Raw genomic sequence first — 22,904 nt, 5'->3', positions numbered from 1 at the left:
GACGTCAGTCGAGGTCGTTGGCCCGCCGGATCACGTCGACGATGCCACCCATGATCTCGGTCAGCCCGAAGTCCTTGGGGGTGTAGACGGCGGCGACGCCGAGCTCCTTCAGCCTGCGCCCGTCGGCATCTGGAATGATCCCGCCGACGATGACAGGCAGGTCACCGAGACCCTCCTCGGCCAGCCCGTCGAGCACCGACGGCACAAGCTCCATGTGCGAGCCAGACAGGATCGAGAGGCCCACGCAGTGCACGTCCTCGGCCACGGCGGCGGCCACGATCTGCTCTGGCGTTAGCCGGATGCCCTGGTAGATGACCTCGAAGCCCGCGTCCCGAGCGCGTACGGCGACCTGCTCGGCGCCGTTGGAGTGACCGTCGAGTCCGGGCTTGCCGACGAGCAGGCGCAGCCGTCCGCCGAGCTCCTCGCCTGTCTGCCTGACGCGCTCGCGCACACCGCGCAGTTCGGCGCCGGCCTCGGCGACCCCCACGGCCCCGGAGACGCCCGTGGGTGCCCGGAACTCGCCGAACACCTCACGTAGCGTGCCGGCCCACTCCCCCGTCGTCGCACCCGCGCGGGCGGCGACCAGGGTCGCCTCCATCAGGTTCTTGGTGGTCTTGGCATCCGCGGCCAGCTGGCTCAGCGCCGCCTCGACGGCGGCGCCGTCACGCTCGGCCTTCCACTGCTCGACCGAGGTGAGCGCCGACTGCTCGGCCTGCGGGTCGGCGGCCATGATCGAGCCGTCGACGTCGGCAGTGAGCGGCGATGGCTCGGTGGTCTCGTACTTGTTGACGCCCACGATGACCTCGGCGCCCGACTCGATCCGGGCCCGCCTGGCGGCGTGCGCCGACACCAGCTCCGACTTCATGTAGCCCGACTCGACGGCAGCGATCGCCCCGCCGAGTGCCTGCACGCGGTCCATCTCGGCCTTCGCGCCGGCCACCAGGGCGGCCACCTTGGCCTCGATGACCTTCGAGCCGTCGAAGATGTCGTCGTACTCCAGCAGGTCGGACTCGAACGCGAGCACCTGCTGCATCCGCAGCGACCACTGCTGGTCCCACGGCCGCGGCAGGCCCAGAGCCTCGTTCCACGCCGGCAGCTGTACGGCGCGGGCTCGGGCGTTCTTCGACAGCGTCACCCCCAGCATCTCGAGCACGATGCGCTGCACGTTGTTCTCCGGCTGGGCCTCGGTGAGCCCCAGCGAGTTGACCTGCACGCCGTAGCGGAACCGCCGCATCTTGGCGTCCTCCACGCCGTAGCGCTCACGGGTGATCTCGTCCCACAGCTCGACGAACGCGCGCATCTTGCACGTCTCCTCGACGAACCGCACGCCTGCGTTGACGAAGAAGGAGATCCGACCGACGACCTTCTCGAAGTCGGCCTCGTCGACCTGCCCGGAGCTCTTCACCTGGTCGAGCACCGCGATCGCCGTACACAGCGCGTAGGCGAGCTCCTGTGCGGGCGTGGCGCCGGCCTCCTGCAGGTGGTAGCTGCAGATGTTGATCGGGTTCCACTTCGGGATCTGGTGGACCGTGTAGGCGATCATGTCGCTGATCAGCCGCAGCGAGTGCTCGGGCGGGAACACGTAGGTCCCCCGGGAGAGGTACTCCTTGATGATGTCGTTCTGGGTCGTGCCGGCCAGCTGGCCGGCGACCTCGGCGGGGTCCAGGTCGCCCCCTGGAACAGCACCAGCCTGCTCCTCCGCAGCGACCTGATACAAGGCCAGCAGCCACATCGCGGTGGCGTTGATGGTCATCGAGGTGTTCATCGCGGTGAGCGGGATGTCGTCGAAGAGCCGGCGCATCTCGCCCAGGTGAGGCACGGGTACGCCGACCTTGCCGACCTCGCCGCGCGCCAGCGGGCTGTCTGGGTCGTAGCCGGTCTGGGTCGGCAGGTCGAAGGCGACCGAGAGACCGGTCTGCCCCTTGGCGAGGTTCGAGCGGTATAGCGCGTTGGAGGCCGTGGCGGTCGAGTGACCGGCGTAGGTGCGCATCACCCACGGCTTGTCCTTTGGCGCGGGACCGGCCGGGTCGATCGGGGAGGGATCGGTCATGGCCACGAGCGTAGGCCCACGGTTACCACCGCGTAACCGCCTGCGCGAGTGGCATATCCCACGCGTGGATCAGGCCGAGGCAGCCTGGCGCTCGACCTCGACGACCCGGATCAGCCGGGAGATGTGCAGCATCCGGCGCACCTGCGGACCGCAGCCGCGCAGGGTGAGGTGGTGACCGTGGCGCATGGCCTCGCGCGTGGCGACGGCAAGGACCTTGAGTGCGGTGACGTCGATGGTGGTCACGTCGGTCATGTCGATGACGACGTCCTCGTCGTGGCCCTCGAGGTGTTCCTCGAGGTGCTGGTAGAGCGCGGCCCGCACCTCCCAGGTGCTGCGCACGTCGAACTCGCCACTCAGCACGAGCATCGGACCATCGGTGATGATCTCCATGTCCCAGTTCCCCTTCCGACGTCCCGAGCTCGTCGGTCTGGCAGCCACCACCGTCGACAGCTGCCTCTGACCACTATGACGCTGTGATACGCCGGTCGGTTGCCTCCGCGCCACATCTTTTCGGGCGGGTCTCGGGGATCACGGCGGTCACCGCCGGATAGCGGACGCCGTTTCCGCGCGCAGTTCGGCATGTGACGCATGTGGCGGATGGGACTTCCGAACCACGGGGCACTCGCCTCGCTGACGGCGCACTACGCTCGGTCCCATGGTCAACCTCACCCGGATCTACACCCGCACCGGCGATGCCGGCACCACCCGCCTGGGCGACATGAGCGAGACGTCCAAGAACGACCTCCGGCTCGCGGCGTACGCAGATGTCGACGAGGCCAACGCCTCGCTCGGTGTGGCCATCGCCTGCGGCGACCTCGACGACGACGTCGTCGCGCTGGTCACCCGGGTACAGAACGACCTGTTCGACGTCGGCGCCGACCTCTGCACCCCGGTCGTGGCCGAGCCGCAGTTCCCGCCGTTGCGCGTCGAGCAGGACTACGTCGACCGGCTCGAGGGCTGGTGTGACGCCTACAACGAGCCGTTGACCAAGCTGAGGTCGTTCATCCTCAACGGCGGCACCGTCGGCGCTGCCCATCTCCACGTGTCGCGCACCGTCGTACGACGCGCGGAGCGGTCGGGCTGGGCGGCCTGGCGCGAGCACGAGGACACCATGAACGTGCTTGCCCTGACCTACCTCAACCGGCTCTCGGACCTGCTCTTCATCCTCGCCCGGCACGCGAACCGCGCGAACGGCGATGTGTTGTGGGTTCCTGGTGGCGAGCGGGGCTGAGCCCCACCCAGCCCAGCCAGCCGGTGGCCAGCCCGATGAAGGTCATGCCCAGCACCCCGTTGGGCGCGAAGATGTGGTCGCTGTGCACCAGCACGGCGCCCGGCACGAGCAGGACGCCCGGCACGGCGACCGGGCCGCGCTGCCGTATCGCGTCGGCTGCGACGACCACGGTGCAGGCGATGAGTGCCCACGAGCCGACCTCCCCGAGTCGCCCGCCGATGACGAACAGGTAGCGCACCTCGTCGGGACGGATCACGTTCTCGCCGAGCCGCCAGGTGACGTAGCCGGCCCCGATCCCGCTGATCACGTCGAGTGCGGAGTACGCCGCGGCGTACACGAAGGCCGTCACGCGCACGAGCCAGCCGACCACGTCGTCGCGGCCGCTCATCAGCATGACCAGCGCGACGCCGACCAGCGGGAAGACGAACAAGCCGGCGACGTGCAGCATCGTCCAGCGCTCGGCCGTGCCGATGACCAGGTAGCGCGGATGGAACAGGCCGACGACGGCGAGCGCCAGCCCCGGTACGGCGAGCAGGGCGGCACGCCCGAGCGCACGGCGTTCGACAGTCATGGATTCGACCGTAGCCGCCACCACCTCACCGGCGTGCAGGCTCCCGGGCAGCGGGTACGGCGAGCGCTGCCGGCATCAGGACACACGCGACCACCAGCAGCGACTCGAGCGTCCCGACCTCGTCACCCACGAAGCCGAGCAGAGGCGGGCCGGCCAGGAACGCCGCGTAGCCGACCGTCGACACCACGCTCACCCGGGCGGCGGCGCGCACCGGGTCGTCGGCTGCCGCACTCATGCCGACCGGGAACCCGAGCGCGGCGCCCCCACCCCAGAGCACGATCCCGCTGGTCACCACAGCGGGGTGCTGGCCGAACACGATCAGCAGCACTCCGACGCCCGCGGCCGCCATCGTCGACCACAGCACGGCCACGCGACCGAAGCGGTCGATCAGGCCGGTGCCGACGAACCGGCACACCGTCATCGCCGCCACGAAGAGGGCGAAGCCCGCGACACCTGCCGAGTGCGACACGTCGTAGCCGTCGACCAGGGCGACCGCGAGCCAGTCGTTGGCCGTGCCCTCGGTCAGGGCGAGGGCGAGCACCATGATGCCGATGACGACTGTGCGGGGCTCGAGCCAGGCGCGCAGGGCGCCGGAGCCTTCCTCGTGCCCCAGGTCCGCGACCGGCAGGAACGACATGGAGGTGAACCACACCAGCGTGAACGCGATCACGGCCACCACCGAGAGGTGCCACGCGGCCGGAGCGTCGAGGGCCACCAGGCCCGCCCCGGCAAGGGCGCCGACGACGGTGCCGAGGCTGAAGCCGGCGTGGAAGCGCGGCATGATCGTGCGGCCGAGGTGGCGCTCGACCTCGGCCCCCTCGACGTTCATCGCGACATCCCACGCCCCGATGCCCAACCCGTACACGAAGAGGCCGGCTGCCGTCAGCGGCAAGAAGTTGCCCAGTCCCGCCGCGGCACCGACCAGCCCGAGCGCAGCGGACGTCGCACCCAGGCGTACGACGCGGACCGTGCCGAACGCCGCGATCGCCGCTCCCGTGGTCGGCAACGCGAGGAGTGACCCGATGGCGATGTTGAGCAGGAGCAGACCCAGCGCACCGTTGGACAGGTCGAAGTCGGAGCGCGCCTCGGGGATGCGGGAGACCCAGGTGGCGAAGCACAGACCGTTGAGGAAGAACGACACGGCTACCGCGTTGCGGGCCGGGACGAGGGCCTCGGTCACAGGTGTCGCGCTCCGCCGGGTGGCCCGGCTTCCAGCCAGGACTGGAACCCGGTCAGTGACGAAGGATCCATCGCCAGCTCCAACGGGCCGTCAGGTGTGGAGCAGGACACCACGACATGGTCGGCGTACAGGGACATCTGCTCGACACCGGACGGCTCTCGGCGGCCCGCGTAGGTGACCTGGCCGCGCTGCCACTCCCGCTTGGGTCGCGGGGAGAGTGAGAAGATCCGGAACCACTCGAGGGAGTCGCCGGAGTAGCGGCCGAGCCCGAGCAGCCAGCCGCGCCCAGGATGCGTGGTGCGGATGCGGTAGCTCAGCTCGAAGGTGCCGCCGTTGCGAGACAGCACGCGGCGACGCGAGATCAGCGCGATCCCGTAAGCGAGGAAGAGCGCCAGCAGGAGGCCGGCTGCATCCAGCAGCCATTGCCACACCGGCATTCAACCCTCCTGCACGATCCGCTTGTCGAGACACCAGTCCCGTAGCCCAAAGCCGCCCCGGAAACGCAGCAGGGTGAGCCACGGTTTCCCGTGCGCTCACCCTACTGGTGGTCGTTCAGTCTTGATTCAAGAGGCCATTTCGACGGCGCGGATCCGGGCCTCTGCCCGGCGGACTGCCTCTTGCGCAGCGTCGTCGTTCTCGCCCGAGGCCTTGTGCCGCTCGAGATCGTGGCGTGCCTTCTCCAGGTCGATCTCGTGTGACATCTCGGCGTGCTCGGAGAGGATCGAGACACGGTTGTGGGCCACCGACAGGAAGCCGGCGTCCACGGCAGCGACCCAGGTCTCGCCGTCGGCGGTCTGCACGTCGACGACACCCTCGATGATCACCGACAGCAACGGAGCGTGGTTCGGCAGGATGCCGACGTCGCCCTCGGTGGTGCGGGCGATCACCATCTTCGCCTCCCCCGACCACACGAGGCGGTCGGCGGCGACGAGCTCCACCTGCAGCTGGGAGTCACTCATCAGAAGCTCTTCTGGATCTCAGCCCACTTGGCCTCGACGTCGTCGAGTCCACCGCACATGAAGAACGCCTGCTCGGCGACGTGGTCGTAGTCGCCGTTGGCGATCTTGTTGAACGCCTCGATGGTGTCGGCCACCGGGACCGTCGAGCCCTCGATGCCGGTGAACTGCTTGGCGACGTAGGTGTTCTGCGACAGGAACCGCTGGATGCGGCGGGCCCGCAGCACGATGACCTTGTCCTCCTCGGACAGCTCGTCGACCCCGAGGATCGCGATGATGTCCTGCAGCTCCTTGTTGCGCTGGAGGATCTGCTTGACCCGGATCGCGGCCTGGTAGTGGTCGTTGCCGATGTACTGCGGGTCGAGGATCCGCGAGGTCGACGTCAGCGGGTCCACCGCGGGATAGATACCCATCGAGGCGATGTCACGCGAGAGCTCGGTGGTGGCGTCGAGGTGCGCGAACGTCGTGGCGGGCGCGGGGTCGGTGTAGTCGTCGGCGGGCACGTAGATCGCCTGCATGGAGGTGATCGAGTGACCACGCGTCGAGGTGATCCGCTCCTGGAGCTGACCCATCTCGTCGGCGAGGTTGGGCTGGTAGCCCACGGCTGACGGCATCCGGCCGAGCAGGGTGGAGACCTCGGAGCCGGCCTGCGTGAACCGGAAGATGTTGTCGATGAACAGGAGCACGTCCTGCTGCTGCACGTCGCGGAAGTACTCCGCCATCGTCAGCGCCGACAGGGCGACGCGCAGGCGGGTGCCCGGCGGCTCGTCCATCTGGCCGAACACGAGGGCGGTCTGGCCGATGACGCCGGCCTCCTCCATCTCGGCGATGAGGTCGTTGCCCTCACGGGTGCGCTCACCGACACCAGCGAACACCGACACGCCACCGTGATCCTTGGCGACGCGGGCGATCATCTCCTGGATCAGCACGGTCTTGCCGACACCGGCACCACCGAACAGGCCGATCTTGCCGCCCTGGACGTACGGCGTGAGCAGGTCGATGACCTTGATGCCGGTCTCGAACATCTGGGTCTTCGACTCCAGCTGGTCGAAGGCCGGCGGGCGACGGTGGATGCCCCACCGCTCCTTGACGTCGAGCGTCTCGCCCTCGGCGAGGTTGAGGCAGTCGCCAGTGGTGTTGAACACCTTGCCGAGCGTCACGTCGCCCACGGGCACGCTGATCGACTCACCGGTGTCGGTCACCTGCGAGCCACGCACCAGGCCGTCGGTCGGACGCATGGAGATGGCGCGCACCATGCCGTCGCCGATGTGCTGGGCGACCTCGAGGACGATGGTCTGGGTCTCGTCGTTCAGGGTCAGGTCGACCTTGAGCGCGTTGTAGATCGCGGGCATCGCGTCGGTCGGGAACTCGATGTCCACGACCGGGCCGATGACGCGGGCGATGCGGCCGACGCCGCCGCCCGTGGTGCCTTCCGTCGTCTCTTCAACAGTGGCAGTCATGTCTCTCACTCACTCCCGGCTTGTGCGTCGGCAAGGGCGTTCACGCCGCCGACGATCTCGCTGATTTCCTGGGTAATGCCAGCCTGACGAGCCTGGTTGGCAATTCGCTTGTACTTCTTGATGAGCTCGTCGGCGTTGTCGGTCGCGGCCTTCATCGCCTTCTGTCGGGCAGCCAGCTCGGAAGCGGCGGCCTGCAGCAGGGCGAAGAAGATCCGGCTCTGGACGTAGCGCGGGAGCAGGGAGTCGAGCACCTCGGCAGGCGAGGGCTCGAACTCGTAGAGCGGCAACAGCTCCTCGTCACCGGGCTTCTCCTCGCCCTCCACGACCTCGAGCGGGAGGAGGCGGACGGCGGTGGGCTCCTGGACGAGCATCGACCGGAAGCGCGTGTAGACCACGTGCACTTCGTCGACACCCTGAGGAGCGTCCTCCGGGGTCTCGTCGTCGTCGCCGAGGAACGCCTCGATCAGCGTGGCGCCGATGTCGGCGGCCACGTCGTACGTCGGCTGGTCGGAGAAGCCCGTCCACGCCTGCACCACGGGGCGCTGGCGGAACTTGAAGTAGGCCTGGCCCTTGCGTGCGGTGACGTAGAGGTCGACCTCCTTGCCCTCACCCTTCAGCTTCTCGATGAGGCGCTCGGACTCCTTGAGCACGTTGGACGAGTAGGCACCAGCGAGACCCCGGTCGCTGGTCACGACCAGGACTGCGGCCCGCTTCGGGTTCTCGGGCTCGGTGGTCAGCGCGTGGTCGACGTTGGAGAACGTCGCCACGGCAGACACCGCTCGGGTCAGCTCACGGGCGTACGGCGCGGCCGACTGGGCCCGCTGCTGCGCCTTGATGATGCGGGACGCGGCAATGAGCTCCATGGCACGCGTGATCTTCTTCATCGACTCCGTCGACTTGATCCGCGCGCGGTACTCACGTACCGAGAGAGCCATCGTCAGCCCCGCTTCTGCTTGACGATCTGCTCCTGCTCGACGTCCTCGTCCTCGAGAGCGACGTGCTCCTCCTGGCCGGGCTTGATCGACTGGCCGTCGGACGTCTCGAACTGGTCGAGGAAGGAGTCGTACGCCGAGGAGATCTCGGACTCGGTGGAGTCCTCGAACTTCTGCGACTCACGGATGCCGGCGAGGATGCCGTCGTGCGAGCGGCGCAGGTAGTCGATGAACTCGTGCTCGAAGCGGTTGACGTCCTCGGTCGGGACCTTGTCGAGGCGGCCGGAGGTGCCGATCCACAGCGAGACCACCATCTCCTCGAGCGGGTACGGCGAGTACTGCGGCTGCTTGAGCAGGGCCATCAGCCGCTGGCCACGGTCGAGCTGCTGGCGCGACGCGGCATCGAGGTCGGACGCGAACATCGCGAAGGCCTCCATGGCGCGGAACTGCGCCAGGTCGACCTTGAGCGAGCCGGTGACCGACTTCATCGCCTTCGTCATCGCCGAGCCACCCACACGCGACACCGAGACACCCACGTCGATGGCGGGGCGCTGGTTGGCCGCGAACAGGTCGGACTGCAGGAAGATCTGGCCGTCGGTGATCGAGATGACGTTGGTCGGGATGAACGCCGAGACGTCGTTGGCCTTGGTCTCGATGATCGGCAGCCCGGTCATCGAGCCCTTGCCCATGTCGTCGGACAGCTTCGCGCAGCGCTCCAGCAGGCGGGAGTGCAGGTAGAAGACGTCACCCGGGTATGCCTCACGGCCCGGCGGGCGACGCAGCAGCAGCGACACGGCGCGGTAGGCCTCGGCCTGCTTGGTCAGGTCGTCGAACACGATCAGGACGTGCTTGCCGTCGTACATCCAGTGCTGGCCGATGGCCGAGCCGGTGTAGGGCGCGAGGTACTTGAAGCCCGCGGAGTCGGACGCCGGGGAGGCGACGATGGTGGTGTATTCAAGCGCGCCGGCCTCTTCGAGGGCGCCACGCACCGACGCGATGGTCGAGCCCTTCTGACCGATCGCGACGTAGATGCAGCGCACCTGCTTGTCCGGGTCACCGGACTCCCAGTTCTGCTTCTGGTTGATGATCGTGTCGATCGCGATGGTCGTCTTGCCCGTCGCCCGGTCACCGATGATCAGCTGGCGCTGGCCGCGGCCGATCGGGGTCAGTGCGTCGATCGCCTTGATGCCGGTCGCGAGCGGTTCGTGCACCGACTTGCGCGCCATCACCGAGGGGGCCTGGACCTCCAGGGCGCGGCGGCCGGTGGTCTCGAGCTCGCCGAGGCCGTCGATGGGCACGCCGAGCGGGTCGACGACCCGGCCGAGGTAGCCGTCGCCGACGGGCACCGAGAGGATCTCGCCGGTACGGCGTACGGGCTGGCCCTCCTCGATCTTGTCGAAGTCGCCGAGGACGACGACGCCGATCTCGCGGGTGTCGAGGTTCAGGGCGATGCCCAGCGTGCCGTCCTCGAACTCGAGCAGCTCGTTGGCCATGACCGAGGGCAGGCCGCTGACGCGGGCGATGCCGTCACCGGCCTCGGCCACTGTGCCGACCTCTTCCTTGCTGGCCGTCTCGGGCTTGTAGTCCGACACAAATTGCTGCAGCGCGTCCCGGATCTCGTCCGGACGAATCGTTAGCTCCGTCATTTCTAGTCCTGACTTCTCGTCTGCTCGATGAGTTCTGGGTAGTTCAGCCGGCAAGTTGACGGCGGGCGTCGTCGAGGCGGCTGACCACGGTGCCGTCGATGACGTCGTCACCGATCTCGACACGGATGCCGCCGATGACGTCGGGGTCGACGACGACGTTGAGATGGATCTCCCGGTCGTACTGGCGCGACAGGGCGTCGTTGAGGCGCTGGCGGTCACCGTCTGCAAGCGGCCGGGCCACTCTCACGGTGGCGACCTTCTCACCGTGCACCTCGGCGGCGACGTGCTGGTAGGTCGACAGCGCGACGGTCACGGTGCGGTAGGTGCCGGCGAGTGACTGCTTGGCCAGGGTGATCGTGGCCGGCAGTGCCCGGTCGGACAGCAGCCCGTCGAGGAGGGTCACCTTGTCGTCGACCGACCGAGACGGGTCCGAGAGCGCATCGCGCAGCTCGGGGGTGCCGTTGACGGTCTGGGCGAAGGTGAACAGCTCGTCGGCCAACCGGCCCGAGTCGCTGCCCGCCGACTTGACGACGGCGACCTCGCCGAGGCTCTCGAGGGCGTCGGAGAGGTCACGCGTGCGGGTCCAGCGCTGGCCGACTGCCGAGTCGACGACCGCCGCGGCCGGAGCCGCGATCTTGCCGTCGAGGATCTGGCGCACCAGGCCCTGCTTGGCCTCCGCCGGCAGCGCCACGTCGGTGGCGACGCGGCGCAGGCCCGCAGCACCGCGGAGCAGCTGCGAGACGCCGAACAGGTCGTCGCCGGCCCGCTTGGCCGCGTCCACGTCGCTGGAGAGCTGCTGGTCCAGCAGCTCCCTGAGCACGGCGTAGGCCCCGGCCGAGGCACCTCGGAAAGCCATCAGCTGGCGCCTTCCAGCTCAGCGAGGAAGCGCTCGACCACACGGCTCTGACGAGCCTCGTCGTCCAGGCTCTCGCCGACGATGCGACCGGCCAGGCCGGTGGCCAGGCTGCCGACCTCGGCGCGCAGTGAGGTGACCGCCTGCTGGCGCTCGGCCTCGATCTGTGACTTGCCGTGCTCGATGATGCGGGTGGACTCGGCCTGGGCCTGCTCCCGCATCTCCGCCACGATCTGGGCGCCCTGCTCACGTGCTTCCTCGCGGATGCGCGCGGCTTCGTGCCGGGCGTCGGCCAGCTGCTTCTCCAGCTGGGCGAGCTTGGCGTCGGCCTCGGCCTGCTTGGTCTCGGCCGCGGCCAGGCCACCCTCGATTGCCTGGGTGCGCTCGGCGAAGGTCTTCTCGAAGCCCGGAACGACGTACTTCTTGACCAGCCAGAAGAGGATGCCGAAGACGACCAGCGAGAGGACGATCTCGACGGGGTGCGGGAGGACGGGGTTGGGCTTGTGCGCTTCCACGCCTTCCCCGCTCGCGAGGAGGATCAGAGTCTGCATGTGCAGGTCCTTCTATCGGTCGGTACGGACGTCAGAGGACGAACGCGAGGGCGATACCGATGATCGCGAGCGCCTCGGCGAGCGCGAAGCCGAGGATGGCGATCGACTGCAGGCGGCTCTGGGCCTCCGGCTGACGCGCGACACCACTGATGTATGCAGCGAAGATCAGGCCGATGCCGACACCGGGGCCGATGGCCGCCAGTCCGTAGCCGATCATGTTCAGGTTGCCGTTGAGATCACCGGTCACGGCGAGTTCCTTTCGGTTGGTTCTGCTTGGTTCGAACGAGTGGATCTGACAGGGGTGGAGCGGTCTCTCAGTGCTCGTCGGCGACGGCACCGGAGATGTACATGGCGTTCAGGAGCACGAAGACGTAGGCCTGCAGGAACTGCACCAGCAGCTCGAGGAAGGCGATGGCGATGAAGAGCAGCCAGGCCAGGATGCCGACCGGGGCGTACTGGATGGACATCTCCAGGACGAGGTACTCGCCGCCGAGGGCGAAGAGGATCAGCAGCAGGTGGCCGGCGAACATGTTGGCGAAGAGTCGCAGGGCGAGCGTGACCGGGCGGACCACGATGTTGGAGAGGAACTCGAGCGGGATGAGCAGCCCCAGGATCGGGCCGGTGACGCCGGCCGGCACGGACTGGAGCTTGAGGTAGCCCAGGAAGCCGTGCTTCTTGACGCCGACCGCGTTGTAGATGACCCAGCTCAGCAACGCGAGGCCGTAGACCATGCCGGAGCGTGAGAACGTCGGGAACTGGATGAACGGGATCGACGCGAAGACGTTGTTGACCAGGATGAAGAAGAACAGCGCGAAGAGGTAAGGCACGAAGCGCATGAAGTCGTGGCTGCCGATGATGTCGCGGCCCATCGAGTTGCGCACGAAGCCGTAGGCCTCCTCGCCGACGAACTGCAGCTTGCCGGGCACCATGGCCTGACGCCGCGAGGCGATGTAGAAGAACCCGAAGACGAGTACGGCGGCCAGCACGAGCTGGAGCATCGGCTTGGTGACGCCGAGGTACATCGTCTCGCCCATGAACTCGAACGTCTTGTCCGGGCCGATCGGGGGCAGGTTGAAGTCGCCGGGGCCCGGGGGCGTGAAACCACTCTTCAGTGACATGGCGATCATGCTCACGGTGTCTCCTGTGTCTGCGTCTGCGTCTGCTGCGAAACGGTGGTTCGTGCTGTGGGCACTACTGCTTGGTGTTCCACGGTGCGTTGAAGCGTTTCCAGGTCATGTAGATCCCGAGACCGATGCCCGCGAGAATCCCGACGACCACGAGGAAGCTGGTGTCCAGCCAACGGTCCAGCGCCCATCCGATGAGTCCGTAGACGAGCACCCCGGAGACGAGATACCCGAATGCGTGCCACGGGTCGCCCTTCGGCAGGTCGTCGGGGTGCGGTGACGGAGGAGTCTGCTGTGCCATCGCGCCCCGGACAATAGCAGTCGGCCCGGGTCATCGCGCACCCGCCTCGGGTCGCTCGCCGGCGCTTTCGGACACCGGAGAGGCAGGCAGGTCATAGACCGGAATCCGGGCTCGTGCGGTCAGCCAGACCTGGCCGACCAGCCAGGTCACCGTGACCGCGATGACCCCGGCCGCGAGCCAGCGGCGGTCGAGCGTGTCGTCGAGCAGGCCGGACCGGCTGAGGGCCACGAACACCAGCGCCATGACCACGACCTGGAGCGTGTAGGTCAGCATCGCCACGAGCAATGAGGCACTCGGCATCACGCGGGCGACGGCGTCGACCGAGAACGAGCCGATCATGAAGACCACGAGCGCGATGCCGGCGCCGGTCAGGGCGCCGTACGCAGCGGTGGATCCGGAGGCAAGGGCGCCGACCACGGTGATGACGGTCGCGACGACGAGGGCGGCAGCGGCCGCACCGAGGAGCAAGGATGCGCCCTGCGGGCGGGTGACCTGCTTCGACTCGGTCGTCATGACGGCGGCCGTTCTGTGGAGGGACTGCGGGCGGCTCCCGGGGTGTTCTCCGGATGCTCGTGAAAACTATCACAAAGTCCGGGACGGGTAAAAGTCAGCTCTCCTCAGCCTCCCCCAGCCGCGTGAGGACCGGCTTGTTGACCCGCGGCAGCAGGAAGGTCATGACCGCCGTGAACGCCGTCATGAGCGCGAGCGACGACCACATCAGGGGCCCGGTGTAGAGGCTGACGATCACCACGCCGAAACCGACCAGGCCTGCCCACAGCCACATGATGAACACGGCCCGGCGCTGCGAGTGCCCGATCTCGAGCAGCCGGTGGTGCAGGTGCTGCTTGTCGGGCGAGAACGGCGACCGGCCGGCCCGGGTGCGGCGTACGACGGCCATCAGGAGGTCGGCGAGCGGCACCAGGCACAGCGAGACCGGGAGCAGCAGCGGCAGGAGCAGCAGCGGGCCGGAGCGGCTACCACCGGCTCCGCTGGTGATCTCGCTGCCGTCGAACTGGCCGGTGATGGTGACCGCGCTGGCCGAGAGCACGAGGCCGATGAGCATCGAGCCGCTGTCGCCCATGAACAGCCGGGCCGGATGGAAGTTGTGGGGCAGGAAGCCGATGCAGGCGCCGGCCAGCGCCGCCGAGAGGAGTGCTCCCGTGGTCGCCAGGGTCACGTGGTTCACGCTCGCGAGCTGGTAGCAGAAGACGAAGAAGGCCAGCGCGCCGATGCCGACGACACCGGCGGCCAGGCCGTCGAGACCGTCGACGAAGTTCACCGCGTTCATGGTCGAGACGACGATGAGCACGGTCAGGAGCGCACCCTGCGCCGGGTCGAGAGCCAGCTGTCCGCCGTCGGAATTGGGGAAGAAGTAGAACTGCACCCCGAAGTAGACGAGCAACCCGGCGGCGAGCACCTGGGCGCCGAACTTGGTGAGCGCATCGAGGTCGAAGAGGTCGTCGAGCACGCCGACGGCGCAGATCAGCGCCCCGGCGATCAGCACGATGCCGGCGTCGCGGAACACGAACGGGTCGCTGGTGGAGAGGAACGGCAGCTGCTGGGCGACGAAGTACGCCGCGGCCAGACCGCCCAGCATGGCCAGCCCGCCGAGGTACGGGATCGGCTCGGCATGGACGTCGCGGTCGCGCACCTGGGCCACCGCGCCCATCCGCAGCGCGATCTCGCGGGCGATGACGGTCAGCAGGTAGGTCGCGGTGGCGGCGACGAGGAAGACGAGGAGGTACTCGCGCACTCGGTCGTCTCTCCCTCAGCCCTCGTCGGTGAGGGTGGCGCCCAGCGGTTCGAGCACTCCGTTGAGCTCTTCGAGCGTGAGCGCCCCCGGCCGCAGGACACGGCCCTGGTCACCCGTGGCGTCGATGATCGTGGACGGGTCGGACCCGGCGGTCGTGCCACCGTCGATGATGACCGAGACCTTCTCGCCGAGCATCGTCTCCGCGGCGCCGGCGTCGAGCGCGGCCCGGCGGCCGGTGATGTTGGCCGAGCTCACCGCGAGGGGCCCGGTGCGCTCGAGCACGGCCAGCGCGATCTCGTCGTCGGGCATCCGGATGGCGACCGTGCCGCGCGTCTCGCCGAGGTCCCACTGCAGCGACGTCTGCTGGTGGAAGACCAGGGTGAGCGGACCTGGCCAGAACTCGGCGACCAGGGCCCGGGCCCAGCCGGGCACGTTGACGGCCAGGGCGTCAAGCGTGGTGGAGGCGCTGACGAGCACCGGCGGCGGCATGCTGCGGCCGCGGCCCTTCGCGTCGAGCAGCCTCTGGACGGCGTCGGCGTCGAACGCGTCGGCGGCGATGCCGTAGACGGTGTCGGTCGGGAAGACCACCAGCTCACCCTTGCGAACGGCCAGGCTGGCCGCCTCGATTGCCGCCTCGAGTTCGTCGTCCGTGCTTGTCGGATAGCGCATAGGGGTCATCGTGCCAGTCGTGCCGTGACGAACCGCGCTCGCCCGGCCAGGTCGTCGTGGTCGCGGATCTCCGACCAGCGTCCGGCTTGGCTGAACACCTCGGGGGCCGAGGTGCCCTGGGCGTCGGCGTGCTCTGCGCCCACCACTCCCCCGGGCCGCAGGAGCAACGCGGCTCGCGCCTCGAGCACCCGTATCGCGTCGAGGCCGTCCATGCCGGAGAACAACGCCAGATGGGGGTCGTGGTCGCGCGCCTCGGCGGCCACCGACTCCCAGGCCTCCAACGGGATGTACGGCGGGTTGCAGACGACCACGTCGACCTGGCCGAGCAGGTCGTCGAACGCGGTGGCCATGTCGCCCTGGCGCAGGTCGACGCCGGTGCCGGCGAGGTTGCGCTCGGCCCACGCGTGAGCGGGTACGTCGAGCTCGACAGCGTGCACCACGGCGGCCGGCACCTCGTCGGCCACCGCCTTGGCGATCGCGCCCGAGCCGGTGCAGAGGTCGACCACGACCGGTGCCTCGAGCGCGAGCGCCGTCTCGATCGCCCAGCCCGCCAGCAGCTCGGTCTCGGGCCGCGGCACGAAGACACCAGGGCCGACGGCCAGGTCGACGTGCCGGAATCCGGTGGAGCCGGTCAGGTGCTGGAGGGGTTCGCGGGCCGCCCGACGCCACACCAGGGCGTCGAAGGCCTCGCGTTGGGGCCGACCGACGACGTCGATCTCGAACAGGCGGCCCCGCGGGACGGCGTACACGTGGGCAAGGAGCTCGGCGGCGTCGTGCTCTGGGCTGGCGACCCCGCCTTCCCGGAGCCGGCGTACGGCCTCGGCCAGGACGCTCGATCGACGCTCCATCACGACTCGAGTGCGTCGAGCCGGGCCGCCAGGTCGGTCTGCACGCAGCTGTCGAGCACCGGCTGCAGGTCACCGTCGAGCACCGCGTCGAGGTTGTAGGACTTGTAGCCGGTGCGGTGGTCGGAGATGCGGTTCTCGGGGTAGTTGTAGGTGCGGATCCGCTCAGAGCGGTCGACCGTCCGGATCTGGCTCTTGCGCGCAGCGCTGGCCTGAGCGTTGGCCTCCTCCTCGGCGGCGGCGAGCAGCCGGGCCCGCAGGATCCGCATCGCCGACTCCTTGTTCTGCAGCTGGCTCTTCTCGTTCTGGCAGCTGACGACGATGCCCGACGGCAGGTGGGTGATGCGCACCGCGGAGTCTGTCGTGTTCACGCTCTGGCCGCCGGGACCCGACGAGCGGAAGACATCGATGCGCAGGTCGTTCTCGTCGACCGTCACGTCGACCTGCTCGGCCTCGGGCATCACCAACACGCCCGCCGCGGAGGTGTGCACGCGGCCCTGGCTCTCGGTCACCGGCACCCGCTGCACGCGGTGCACGCCACCTTCGAACTTCAGCAGTGCGTACGGCGCCTCGCCGGGCTCCGGAGCGCCCTTGGCCTTGACCGCGACGGTGACCGACTTGTAGCCACCGAGGTCGGACTCGGTCGCGTCGAGGACCTCCGTCCGCCAGCCGCGCGTCTCGGCGTAGCGGGTGTACATGCGAAGCAGGTCACCGGCGAACAGCGCCGACTCCTCGCCGCCCTCACCCGACTTCACCTCGAGGATCGCGTCCTTCGAGTCGGTCGCGTCGCGCGGCACGAGCAGGTACCGCAGCCGCTCCTCGGCGGTGGCCCGGCGATTCTCTAGCGGCTCGATCTCGGCCGCGAAGGAGGAGTCCTCCTGCGCCAGCTCACGGGCTGCCTCGATGTCCTCGCCGATGGCGACCCACTCGCGCCAGGTGCCGATGATGCCGGTCAGCTCGGCGTACCGCTGGTTGAGCTGCTTGGCCAGCCGCTGGTCGGCGTGCGTCTCGGGCTCCGCGAGGCGTCGTTCGAGCTCGCCGTGCTCGCTGACGAGCCCCTCAACTGCTTCGAACACGCGTGCTCCTCGTCGACCGCCGTACCGAACCGATGGGTGAAATGGCGAACGCCGGTCGCCCACATGGAGGTGGGGACCGGCGTTCGGTGGAAGCTACTTGTCGGCAGTCTTCTTGGCGTAGCGAGCCTCGAAGCGGGCCACGCGGCCGCCGGTGTCGAGAATCTTCTGCTTGCCGGTGTAGAACGGGTGGCACTGCGAGCAGACGTCGGCGCGAAGCGTGCCGGACGTGGCAGTGCTGCGGGTGGTGAACGCCGCGCCGCAGGTGCAGGTGACCGCGGTCTCGACGTACTCCGGGTGGATGTCCTTCTGCATGTGATGTCCTCTCAAGAGGTCGCCGGGTCGTTTCCGCCTGATGCGGACCCGTGAACCGGAACCAGCGCACAAGTGTGCCACCGTGGTCAACAGCGAGGCCAATCGGGACATTCCCTGCCGGATCACGCCTGGAGCGGCAAGCGCACCGTGACCGACGTCCCCTCGTCGACGACCGACTCGATGGCCATCGTGCCGCCGTGCTTGGCGATGATCGTCTGCACGATCCGCAGCCCCAGGCCGGTGCCGGAGACGTGCTGGGTAACAGCGTTCGAGGCCCGGAAGAAGCGTCCGCCGAGCTTGTCGAGGTCGTCGGCCGGGATGCCGATGCCCTGGTCGCGGACGACCACCGCGACCTCGTCACCGGATCGCTCGACGATCACCTCGACCGATCCATCGTCGCGACTGAACTTCACCGCGTTGCTGAGCACGTTGAGGAACACCCGGGTCAACATCGCCTCGTCGCCCAGGACCAGATGGTGGCCCGTGCCCCCGCCGGGAGCGCCGGTCGACAGCGTGACGCCGATGCCACGTCGTGCGGCGGTCATCCGCAGGTCGGCCACGCAGTCCTGCACGAGGTGGAGTACGTCGACCTGCTCGAGGTCGGTAGCCCGGTTCTCGGCCCGCGAGAGCGTCAGCAGGTCGTTGACGAGCCCCATCAGCCTGTCGACGTTGCGGCGCGTGGCGTCGTACATCTTCTGGTGGCGGTCGGGCATCCCGTCCGCGAACTCCTCGCCGAGGAGCTCGAGGTAGCCGGAGATCGTCGTCAGCGGAGTGCGCAGCTCGTGGGTCACGTTGGAGACGAAGTCGCTCTTGGCGGTGTCGAGCACCCGCATCTCGTCGGTGATGTGCTGCTCGACCGCCCGGCCGCGCTCGTTGACCTCGGCGAGCCCGTTGAACGACCGGGCGACCGCGCGCAGCTCGTCGGGCCGCGATCGAGGTCGGCGCGGACCCCGAAGTCGTTGGCGGCGAGTGCCTGTACGACGCGCTCGAGCTCCACGAGCGGCTCCTGCAGCTCTGCAATGACGCGCGTGCGCACCCGGGTGATGGCAGCCACGGCCGACACGGCGAGCAGGGCGAGCACACCCAGGGTGCCGCGGAGCCACCAGTCGGCCCGGCTCGCCGCGTCCTCGACGCGCACCGCGAAGACGTCGTCCACGGCCGCGTTGGCAGCTCGCAGCTCGTCGAACCTGCGGGTGCCGCGGGCAAACCGCTCGGGGTTGTAGGTGCCCGGACCACCGGGACTGGAGATGCGCGGCACGGCGTAGTCGTTGAGCCACGCGCGGACGGCATCGTCCTGGATGCGGACCGCGGCGAGCAGTTCGGCGTCGGACTCGGCAAAGTCCCCCAAGGTGCGGCGGTTCTCGGTGTAGGTGTCCTGCGCAGCGCGGTAGGGCCGCAATCCGGACGACAACCCGCTCTGCGCGTAGGCGCGGACGCCGGTCTCCATGTTGACCATGTCAGCCATCAGCGCGCGGCTGGCATCGGCGGCCGGCTCGATGCTCCGCGTCAGCTCAGCGAAGGCCCGGTCGACGGCGAGCAGGCCGGCGATGCCGATCCCGGCCATGAGCAGGAACAGCACCAGCAACGTCGTCGTCAGCGGTCGCAGGAGGCGCGCCACGGGTCGCACGTCGGTCATCTGTAGATGTCATCCATTCGGGGGCGGATGACCCGAAGCGTCGCACACGTCGGTACCCGCGAGCGGAGACGCGCCCTCAGGTACGAGACAGGAGGTTCTGGACCCGGGTGGCGAGCTCGCGCGGGCTGAACGGCTTGGTGATGTAGTCGTCCGCGCCGGACTCGAAGCCGGTCTCGACGTCGGTCTCCTGTGCCCTTGCGGTCAGCAGGATCACCGGGAGGTCGGCGAGCGCGGGGTCGTTGCGGATGACCCGCACGGCCTCGAGACCGGACATCCCGGGCATCATCACGTCGAGCACCGCCAGGTCGGGGCGCTGCGCCTGGCACGCCTCGATGGCGGCTGCACCATCGGCGACCGCCACGATGTCGTGACCCAGTGTCGACAACTTGAACTCCACCAGTTCCCTGATGTCGACGTCGTCGTCGGCTACCACAATCCGGGCCATTGCCCTGCCTTCCTTGTTGCGAGCTTGAGGCCAGACCCTACCGGCCAGCTGCCCGCCGCAAGGGGTAATCCAAGGACTGGCGGACGCAGTTCGTGGGTACGCCGGTCAGTCGCCCTTCCCGGTCACCGAAGGCGTGGTCTTCTGGACCTGCATGAGGAACTCGATGTTGGTCTGCGACTTCTTCAGCCGCTCCAGCAGCAGCTCCAGGGCCTGCTGTCCGTCGAGGCCGGAGAGCACGCGTCGCAGCTTCCACACGATCGCGATCTCCTCCTTGCTCATCAGCAGCTCCTCGCGGCGGGTGCCGGACTGGACCGCGTCGATGGCCGGGAAGATCCGCTTGTCGGCGAACTCGCGGCGCAGGCGCAGCTCCATGTTCCCGGTGCCCTTGAACTCCTCGAAGATGACCTCGTCCATCTTGGAGCCGGTCTCGATCAGGGCCGTGGCCAGGATCGTGAGCGAGCCGCCGTTCTCGATGTTGCGCGCGGCGCCGAAGAACTTCTTCGGCGGGTAGAGCGCGGACGAGTCGACACCACCGGAGAGGATGCGCCCGCTCGCCGGAGCAGCGAGGTTGTAGGCGCGGCCGAGCCGGGTGATCGAGTCCAGCAGCACGACGACGTCGTGGCCGAGCTCGACGAGGCGCTTGGCCCGCTCGATGGCCAGCTCGGCGACCATGGTGTGGTCGCTGGCGGGGCGGTCGAACGTCGAGGCGATGACCTCGCCCTTGACCGTGCGCTGGAAGTCGGTGACCTCTTCGGGCCGCTCGTCGACGAGCACGATCATCAGGTGGCACTCGGGGTTGTTGGCGCTGATCGAGTTGGCGATCGACTGCAGGACCATCGTCTTGCCGGCCTTCGGCGGGGAGACGATGAGACCGCGCTGGCCCTTGCCGATGGGCGCGGCGATGTCGATGACGCGACCGATCAGGTTGGTCTGCTCGGTCTCGAGGCGCAGCCGCTCGCTGGCGTGCAGCGGGGTGAACTTGGAGAAGTCGGGCCGGTCCTTCATCGACTCCGGCTCGGCACCGTTGACGCTGTCGATGCGCACCATCGGGTTGAACTTCTCCTTGCGCTCGCCCTCACGGGGCTGGCGCACCTGGCCGAGCACGGCGTCCCCGCGGCGCAGACCGAACTTGCGGACCATCGACAGCGAGACATAGACGTCGTCGGTGCCGGGCAGGTAGCCGCTGGTGCGGACGAAGGCGTAGTTGTCGAGTACGTCGAGGATGCCGGCTGCGGGCACCAGCACGTCGTCCTCGAGGATCGTGGTGTCGGGCTCGTTGCGGTTGCTCCGACCGATCGGCGCACCCTGGCTGCGCTCGCGCTCGTTGCCCTGCGGACGGTCGTTGCCCTGCGGACGGTCGTTGCCCTGGGGACGGTCCCGGTCCCGGCCACGACGGCGACGGTTGCGGCGGCTGCCGCCTTCCTCTTCACGAAGGTCCGCGCGGTTGTCGGTCCGCGTGTCATTGCGGTTGTTGTCGGCGCGGTTCTCGACGCGGTCGTTCCGCTCGGTGCGCTCGACCCGCTCGGTGCGCTCGACCCGGTCGGTGCGCTCGACCCGCTCGGCGCGGTCGTTGCGGTTCTCGTTCTGGTTGCCGCTCTGACCGCGGTCGCGCTCGCGGCCCTGCTGGCGGTCCTGCTGGTCCTGGCTCGCCCCGCCCGAGGTCTCGGCCGGCTTCTCAACCGGCTTCTCAACCGGCTTCTCGGCCGGCTTCTCGGCCGGCTTCTCAACCGGCTTCTCGACCGGCTTCTCGGCGGCCTTCTGCTTCCGCTCGACCTGCTTCCGCTCGACCTGCTTCTCGGGTGCCGTCTGCTTCTGCTCGGCCTGCTTGCCGTTCCGGCCACCGGCCTGGGCCGCCTTGATGGCGTCGACCAGCTGGGCCTTCTTCATGGAGGAGACGCCGGAGATTCCCATGCCGCCGGCCATCGACTTCAGGTCGGCGAGCAGGAGGGAGTTGAGGCCCCCGCCGCGCTTCTTCGAGGCACTGGCCTCGGGCGCGGGGACGGATTCGATGGTTTCTGTCACGTGAGGTCCTTCCCACGTATCTGTGCCGACGAGTCTGGGCCGTCGGCAACGTCTGCGGTGCTCCCCATCCCCGTGGCCCCGCCGGGCCACAACGAGGCAGCCGTGTCGGCAGGTGCAGAGGCGAAGTCGCCCGCGAAGATGAAGGAGGTTGCGCACTTCTTGCGATGGCGTTGACGTCATCGGATGGAGTGCTCACGCCGAGTGGCGCAGGCCCAAGATACCACCGGCGTGCCGAAAGGTGACACACGGCACGACATCGGCGGTCAGCCGACGACCACACCCCTGGACTCGACGGCAAGGTGGTGGACCACCCACCCTTCCGGGCATCGGGACCGGAGCACAGCGACCGAGCCGGCGTCGGTGAACGCCAGCACCGTCGGTCCGGCCCCCGACACGACGGCGGGCACCCCGTCGGCACGCAGCGCATCTACGAGGGCGAGCGACTCCGGCATCGCCGGGGCCCGGTAGGACTGGTGGAGGTGGTCGCACGTCGCGCGCAGGAGGAGTTCCGGCCGCCCGGCGAGCGCGGCGACGAGCAGCGCCGTACGACCGGAGTTGGTCGCCGCATCCGCGTGCGGTACGACGTCTGGCAGCAGCCCGCGCGCGACCGACGTCGCCACCGGGGTCGGTGGCACGAAGACCACCGTCGTCACGCGAGGGTCGACCGAGGACGCGACCGTGAAGAACTCGCCCTCCTCGCAACCGGAGATCGTGAAGCCACCGAACAGCGCCGGCGCGACGTTGTCGGGGTGTCCCTCGAGGTCGGCGGCGAGCCGGAAGAGCGCGTCATCGTCGAGCAGCAGCGAACCACCGGCCACCAGCCCACGTGCCAGCGCCAGGCCGGCAACGATCGCCGCCGACGACGAGCCGAGCCCGCGGCTGTGCGGGATGACGTTGTGGCAGCTCAGCACCAGGCCCGGCGGATCCGCGCCCATCGCGGCGAAGGCGGCGCGCATGGCGCGCACCACCAGGTGGGTCTCGTCGCGAGGCACGTCGTCGGCACCGGCACCATCGACGGTGATGGCCAGTCCGCTCGGCGCGATGGACGCCGTCAGCTCGTCGCGCATCGACAGCGCCAGCCCGAGCGAGTCGAAGCCGGGGCCGAGGTTGGCCGAGGTGGCCGGCACCGTCACAGTGACGGCGTCGTCGACGAAGGAGACCATCAGGGCGTGACTCCTTGCTCTCGGCCGTCACGAGCGTCGTCCTGCGGAGTGCATCGCAAGGCGGAGGAGGGAGGCGATGCGCCAGCATCGACGACTGACGACAACGCAGCGAGGTGCCCGCAGGGCGG

26 protein-coding genes are annotated in these 22,904 nt (G+C 68.9%); 1 reads left to right on the top strand and 25 read right to left on the bottom strand.

Going from position 1 to position 22,904, the window contains the following annotated elements:
• Positions 1-4 precede the first annotated feature (4 nt).
• Positions 5-2,050, bottom strand: coding sequence for a protein meaA (locus H4Q84_RS21055; RefSeq protein ID WP_248581021.1), 2,046 nt, complete (start codon positions 2,048-2,050; stop codon positions 5-7).
• A gap of 69 nt (positions 2,051-2,119) precedes the next feature.
• Positions 2,120-2,440 carry an STAS domain-containing protein gene (locus H4Q84_RS21050; protein ID WP_248581020.1) on the bottom strand — a complete coding sequence of 107 codons (321 nt, stop codon included), beginning with the start codon at positions 2,438-2,440 and terminating at the stop codon, positions 2,120-2,122.
• Positions 2,441-2,705: 265 nt separating this feature from the next.
• On the opposite strand from H4Q84_RS21050, the gene H4Q84_RS21045 reads away from it, so the two are divergent.
• Complete coding sequence (locus H4Q84_RS21045; RefSeq protein ID WP_248581019.1) at positions 2,706-3,281, top strand: cob(I)yrinic acid a,c-diamide adenosyltransferase; 576 nt, start codon at positions 2,706-2,708, stop codon at positions 3,279-3,281.
• Here H4Q84_RS21045 and H4Q84_RS21040 read toward each other — a convergent pair.
• From H4Q84_RS21040 to thrB, 23 genes are all read right to left on the bottom strand, one after another.
• Entirely contained in the window at positions 3,211-3,852 is a 642-nt protein-coding gene (locus H4Q84_RS21040) for a hypothetical protein (RefSeq protein ID WP_248581018.1), read from the bottom strand. The two genes, H4Q84_RS21045 and H4Q84_RS21040, sit on opposite strands and share 71 nt — an antisense overlap.
• Before the next feature lie 25 nt (positions 3,853-3,877).
• The gene (locus H4Q84_RS21035; RefSeq protein ID WP_248581017.1) at positions 3,878-5,032 is read right to left on the bottom strand and encodes an MFS transporter; all 1,155 of its coding nucleotides are present in this window, start codon (positions 5,030-5,032) and stop codon (positions 3,878-3,880) included.
• The gene (locus tag H4Q84_RS21030; RefSeq protein ID WP_248581016.1) at positions 5,029-5,469 is read right to left on the bottom strand and encodes a DUF2550 domain-containing protein; all 441 of its coding nucleotides are present in this window, start codon (positions 5,467-5,469) and stop codon (positions 5,029-5,031) included. The genes H4Q84_RS21035 and H4Q84_RS21030 overlap by 4 nt, the downstream gene beginning before the upstream one ends.
• 126 nt (positions 5,470-5,595) lie before the next feature.
• A complete protein-coding gene (locus tag H4Q84_RS21025; protein ID WP_248581015.1) occupies positions 5,596-5,991 on the bottom strand; it encodes a F0F1 ATP synthase subunit epsilon in 396 nt (131 codons plus the stop codon).
• The gene (gene atpD / locus H4Q84_RS21020) at positions 5,991-7,448 is read right to left on the bottom strand and encodes a F0F1 ATP synthase subunit beta (protein WP_248581014.1); all 1,458 of its coding nucleotides are present in this window, start codon (positions 7,446-7,448) and stop codon (positions 5,991-5,993) included. The genes H4Q84_RS21025 and atpD overlap by 1 nt, the downstream gene beginning before the upstream one ends.
• 5 nt (positions 7,449-7,453) lie before the next feature.
• Entirely contained in the window at positions 7,454-8,383 is a 930-nt protein-coding gene (locus H4Q84_RS21015) for a F0F1 ATP synthase subunit gamma (RefSeq protein WP_248581013.1), read from the bottom strand.
• A gap of 2 nt (positions 8,384-8,385) precedes the next feature.
• Positions 8,386-10,026, bottom strand: a complete 1,641-nt coding sequence (gene atpA / locus H4Q84_RS21010) for a F0F1 ATP synthase subunit alpha (protein ID WP_248581012.1) — start codon at positions 10,024-10,026, stop codon at positions 8,386-8,388.
• Between the two features lie 43 nt (positions 10,027-10,069).
• Positions 10,070-10,882: a F0F1 ATP synthase subunit delta gene (locus tag H4Q84_RS21005; RefSeq protein WP_248581011.1), complete on the bottom strand. Its 813-nt coding sequence runs from the start codon at positions 10,880-10,882 to the stop codon at positions 10,070-10,072.
• On the bottom strand, positions 10,882-11,430 hold the full coding sequence (locus H4Q84_RS21000) for a F0F1 ATP synthase subunit B (RefSeq protein WP_248581010.1): 549 nt from the start codon (positions 11,428-11,430) through the stop codon (positions 10,882-10,884). The genes H4Q84_RS21005 and H4Q84_RS21000 overlap by 1 nt, the downstream gene beginning before the upstream one ends.
• 31 nt (positions 11,431-11,461) lie before the next feature.
• A complete protein-coding gene (atpE, locus tag H4Q84_RS20995) occupies positions 11,462-11,647 on the bottom strand; it encodes an ATP synthase F0 subunit C (RefSeq protein ID WP_082550515.1) in 186 nt (61 codons plus the stop codon).
• Between the two features lie 97 nt (positions 11,648-11,744).
• Entirely contained in the window at positions 11,745-12,557 is an 813-nt protein-coding gene (gene atpB, locus H4Q84_RS20990; protein ID WP_248583697.1) for a F0F1 ATP synthase subunit A, read from the bottom strand.
• Between the two features lie 64 nt (positions 12,558-12,621).
• Positions 12,622-12,855: an AtpZ/AtpI family protein gene (locus H4Q84_RS20985; RefSeq protein ID WP_248581009.1), complete on the bottom strand. Its 234-nt coding sequence runs from the start codon at positions 12,853-12,855 to the stop codon at positions 12,622-12,624.
• 30 nt (positions 12,856-12,885) lie between these two features.
• Positions 12,886-13,368, bottom strand: a complete 483-nt coding sequence (locus H4Q84_RS20980) for a hypothetical protein (RefSeq protein ID WP_248581008.1) — start codon at positions 13,366-13,368, stop codon at positions 12,886-12,888.
• A gap of 94 nt (positions 13,369-13,462) precedes the next feature.
• Positions 13,463-14,608 carry an MraY family glycosyltransferase gene (locus tag H4Q84_RS20975; protein ID WP_248581007.1) on the bottom strand — a complete coding sequence of 382 codons (1,146 nt, stop codon included), beginning with the start codon at positions 14,606-14,608 and terminating at the stop codon, positions 13,463-13,465.
• Positions 14,609-14,623: 15 nt separating this feature from the next.
• A complete protein-coding gene (locus H4Q84_RS20970) occupies positions 14,624-15,277 on the bottom strand; it encodes an L-threonylcarbamoyladenylate synthase (protein ID WP_248581006.1) in 654 nt (217 codons plus the stop codon).
• 5 nt (positions 15,278-15,282) lie between these two features.
• Entirely contained in the window at positions 15,283-16,125 is an 843-nt protein-coding gene (gene prmC, locus H4Q84_RS20965) for a peptide chain release factor N(5)-glutamine methyltransferase (RefSeq protein WP_248583696.1), read from the bottom strand.
• Entirely contained in the window at positions 16,125-17,198 is a 1,074-nt protein-coding gene (prfA, locus tag H4Q84_RS20960; RefSeq protein ID WP_248581005.1) for a peptide chain release factor 1, read from the bottom strand. Before prfA ends, prmC begins: the two co-directional genes overlap by 1 nt.
• A gap of 93 nt (positions 17,199-17,291) precedes the next feature.
• Positions 17,292-17,510, bottom strand: a complete 219-nt coding sequence (gene rpmE, locus H4Q84_RS20955) for a 50S ribosomal protein L31 (protein ID WP_248581004.1) — start codon at positions 17,508-17,510, stop codon at positions 17,292-17,294.
• Between the two features lie 122 nt (positions 17,511-17,632).
• The gene (locus tag H4Q84_RS20950) at positions 17,633-18,337 is read right to left on the bottom strand and encodes a HAMP domain-containing sensor histidine kinase (protein ID WP_248581003.1); all 705 of its coding nucleotides are present in this window, start codon (positions 18,335-18,337) and stop codon (positions 17,633-17,635) included.
• The gene (locus tag H4Q84_RS20945; RefSeq protein WP_248581002.1) at positions 18,298-19,146 is read right to left on the bottom strand and encodes a CHASE3 domain-containing protein; all 849 of its coding nucleotides are present in this window, start codon (positions 19,144-19,146) and stop codon (positions 18,298-18,300) included. Before H4Q84_RS20945 ends, H4Q84_RS20950 begins: the two co-directional genes overlap by 40 nt.
• 76 nt (positions 19,147-19,222) lie before the next feature.
• Complete coding sequence (locus H4Q84_RS20940) at positions 19,223-19,591, bottom strand: response regulator (protein WP_248581001.1); 369 nt, start codon at positions 19,589-19,591, stop codon at positions 19,223-19,225.
• Between the two features lie 105 nt (positions 19,592-19,696).
• Positions 19,697-21,613, bottom strand: coding sequence for a transcription termination factor Rho (gene rho / locus H4Q84_RS20935; protein WP_282580282.1), 1,917 nt, complete (start codon positions 21,611-21,613; stop codon positions 19,697-19,699).
• 263 nt (positions 21,614-21,876) lie between these two features.
• A complete protein-coding gene (gene thrB / locus H4Q84_RS20930; RefSeq protein WP_248581000.1) occupies positions 21,877-22,776 on the bottom strand; it encodes a homoserine kinase in 900 nt (299 codons plus the stop codon).
• Positions 22,777-22,904 lie beyond the last annotated feature (128 nt).

This window comes from Nocardioides sp. InS609-2, assembly GCF_023208195.1.
Lineage (GTDB): Bacteria > Actinomycetota > Actinomycetes > Propionibacteriales > Nocardioidaceae > Nocardioides.
This window is presented reverse-complemented; position numbering and strand designations above follow the sequence as displayed.

Coding starts and splice junctions, on each gene's coding strand:
- prmC (WP_248583696.1), bottom strand. CDS start 16,125: ATGGAGCGTCGATCGAGCGTCCTGGCCGAGGCCGTACGCCGGCTCCGG.
- H4Q84_RS21050 (WP_248581020.1), bottom strand. CDS start 2,440: ATGGAGATCATCACCGATGGTCCGATGCTCGTGCTGAGTGGCGAGTTC.
- H4Q84_RS20970 (WP_248581006.1), bottom strand. CDS start 15,277: ATGCGCTATCCGACAAGCACGGACGACGAACTCGAGGCGGCAATCGAG.
- H4Q84_RS21000 (WP_248581010.1), bottom strand. CDS start 11,430: ATGCAGACTCTGATCCTCCTCGCGAGCGGGGAAGGCGTGGAAGCGCAC.
- H4Q84_RS21015 (WP_248581013.1), bottom strand. CDS start 8,383: ATGGCTCTCTCGGTACGTGAGTACCGCGCGCGGATCAAGTCGACGGAG.
- atpD (WP_248581014.1), bottom strand. CDS start 7,448: ATGACTGCCACTGTTGAAGAGACGACGGAAGGCACCACGGGCGGCGGC.
- H4Q84_RS20940 (WP_248581001.1), bottom strand. CDS start 19,591: ATGGCCCGGATTGTGGTAGCCGACGACGACGTCGACATCAGGGAACTG.
- H4Q84_RS21055 (WP_248581021.1), bottom strand. CDS start 2,050: ATGACCGATCCCTCCCCGATCGACCCGGCCGGTCCCGCGCCAAAGGAC.
- atpA (WP_248581012.1), bottom strand. CDS start 10,026: ATGACGGAGCTAACGATTCGTCCGGACGAGATCCGGGACGCGCTGCAG.
- H4Q84_RS20985 (WP_248581009.1), bottom strand. CDS start 12,855: ATGGCACAGCAGACTCCTCCGTCACCGCACCCCGACGACCTGCCGAAG.
- thrB (WP_248581000.1), bottom strand. CDS start 22,776: ATGGTCTCCTTCGTCGACGACGCCGTCACTGTGACGGTGCCGGCCACC.
- atpE (WP_082550515.1), bottom strand. CDS start 11,647: ATGATCGGCTACGGACTGGCGGCCATCGGCCCCGGTGTCGGCATCGGC.
- H4Q84_RS21025 (WP_248581015.1), bottom strand. CDS start 5,991: ATGAGTGACTCCCAGCTGCAGGTGGAGCTCGTCGCCGCCGACCGCCTC.
- H4Q84_RS21030 (WP_248581016.1), bottom strand. CDS start 5,469: ATGCCGGTGTGGCAATGGCTGCTGGATGCAGCCGGCCTCCTGCTGGCG.
- H4Q84_RS21045 (WP_248581019.1), top strand. CDS start 2,706: ATGGTCAACCTCACCCGGATCTACACCCGCACCGGCGATGCCGGCACC.
- H4Q84_RS21040 (WP_248581018.1), bottom strand. CDS start 3,852: ATGACTGTCGAACGCCGTGCGCTCGGGCGTGCCGCCCTGCTCGCCGTA.
- H4Q84_RS21005 (WP_248581011.1), bottom strand. CDS start 10,882: ATGGCTTTCCGAGGTGCCTCGGCCGGGGCCTACGCCGTGCTCAGGGAG.
- atpB (WP_248583697.1), bottom strand. CDS start 12,557: ATGATCGCCATGTCACTGAAGAGTGGTTTCACGCCCCCGGGCCCCGGC.
- H4Q84_RS20980 (WP_248581008.1), bottom strand. CDS start 13,368: ATGACGACCGAGTCGAAGCAGGTCACCCGCCCGCAGGGCGCATCCTTG.
- rpmE (WP_248581004.1), bottom strand. CDS start 17,510: ATGCAGAAGGACATCCACCCGGAGTACGTCGAGACCGCGGTCACCTGC.
- H4Q84_RS20945 (WP_248581002.1), bottom strand. CDS start 19,146: ATGACCGACGTGCGACCCGTGGCGCGCCTCCTGCGACCGCTGACGACG.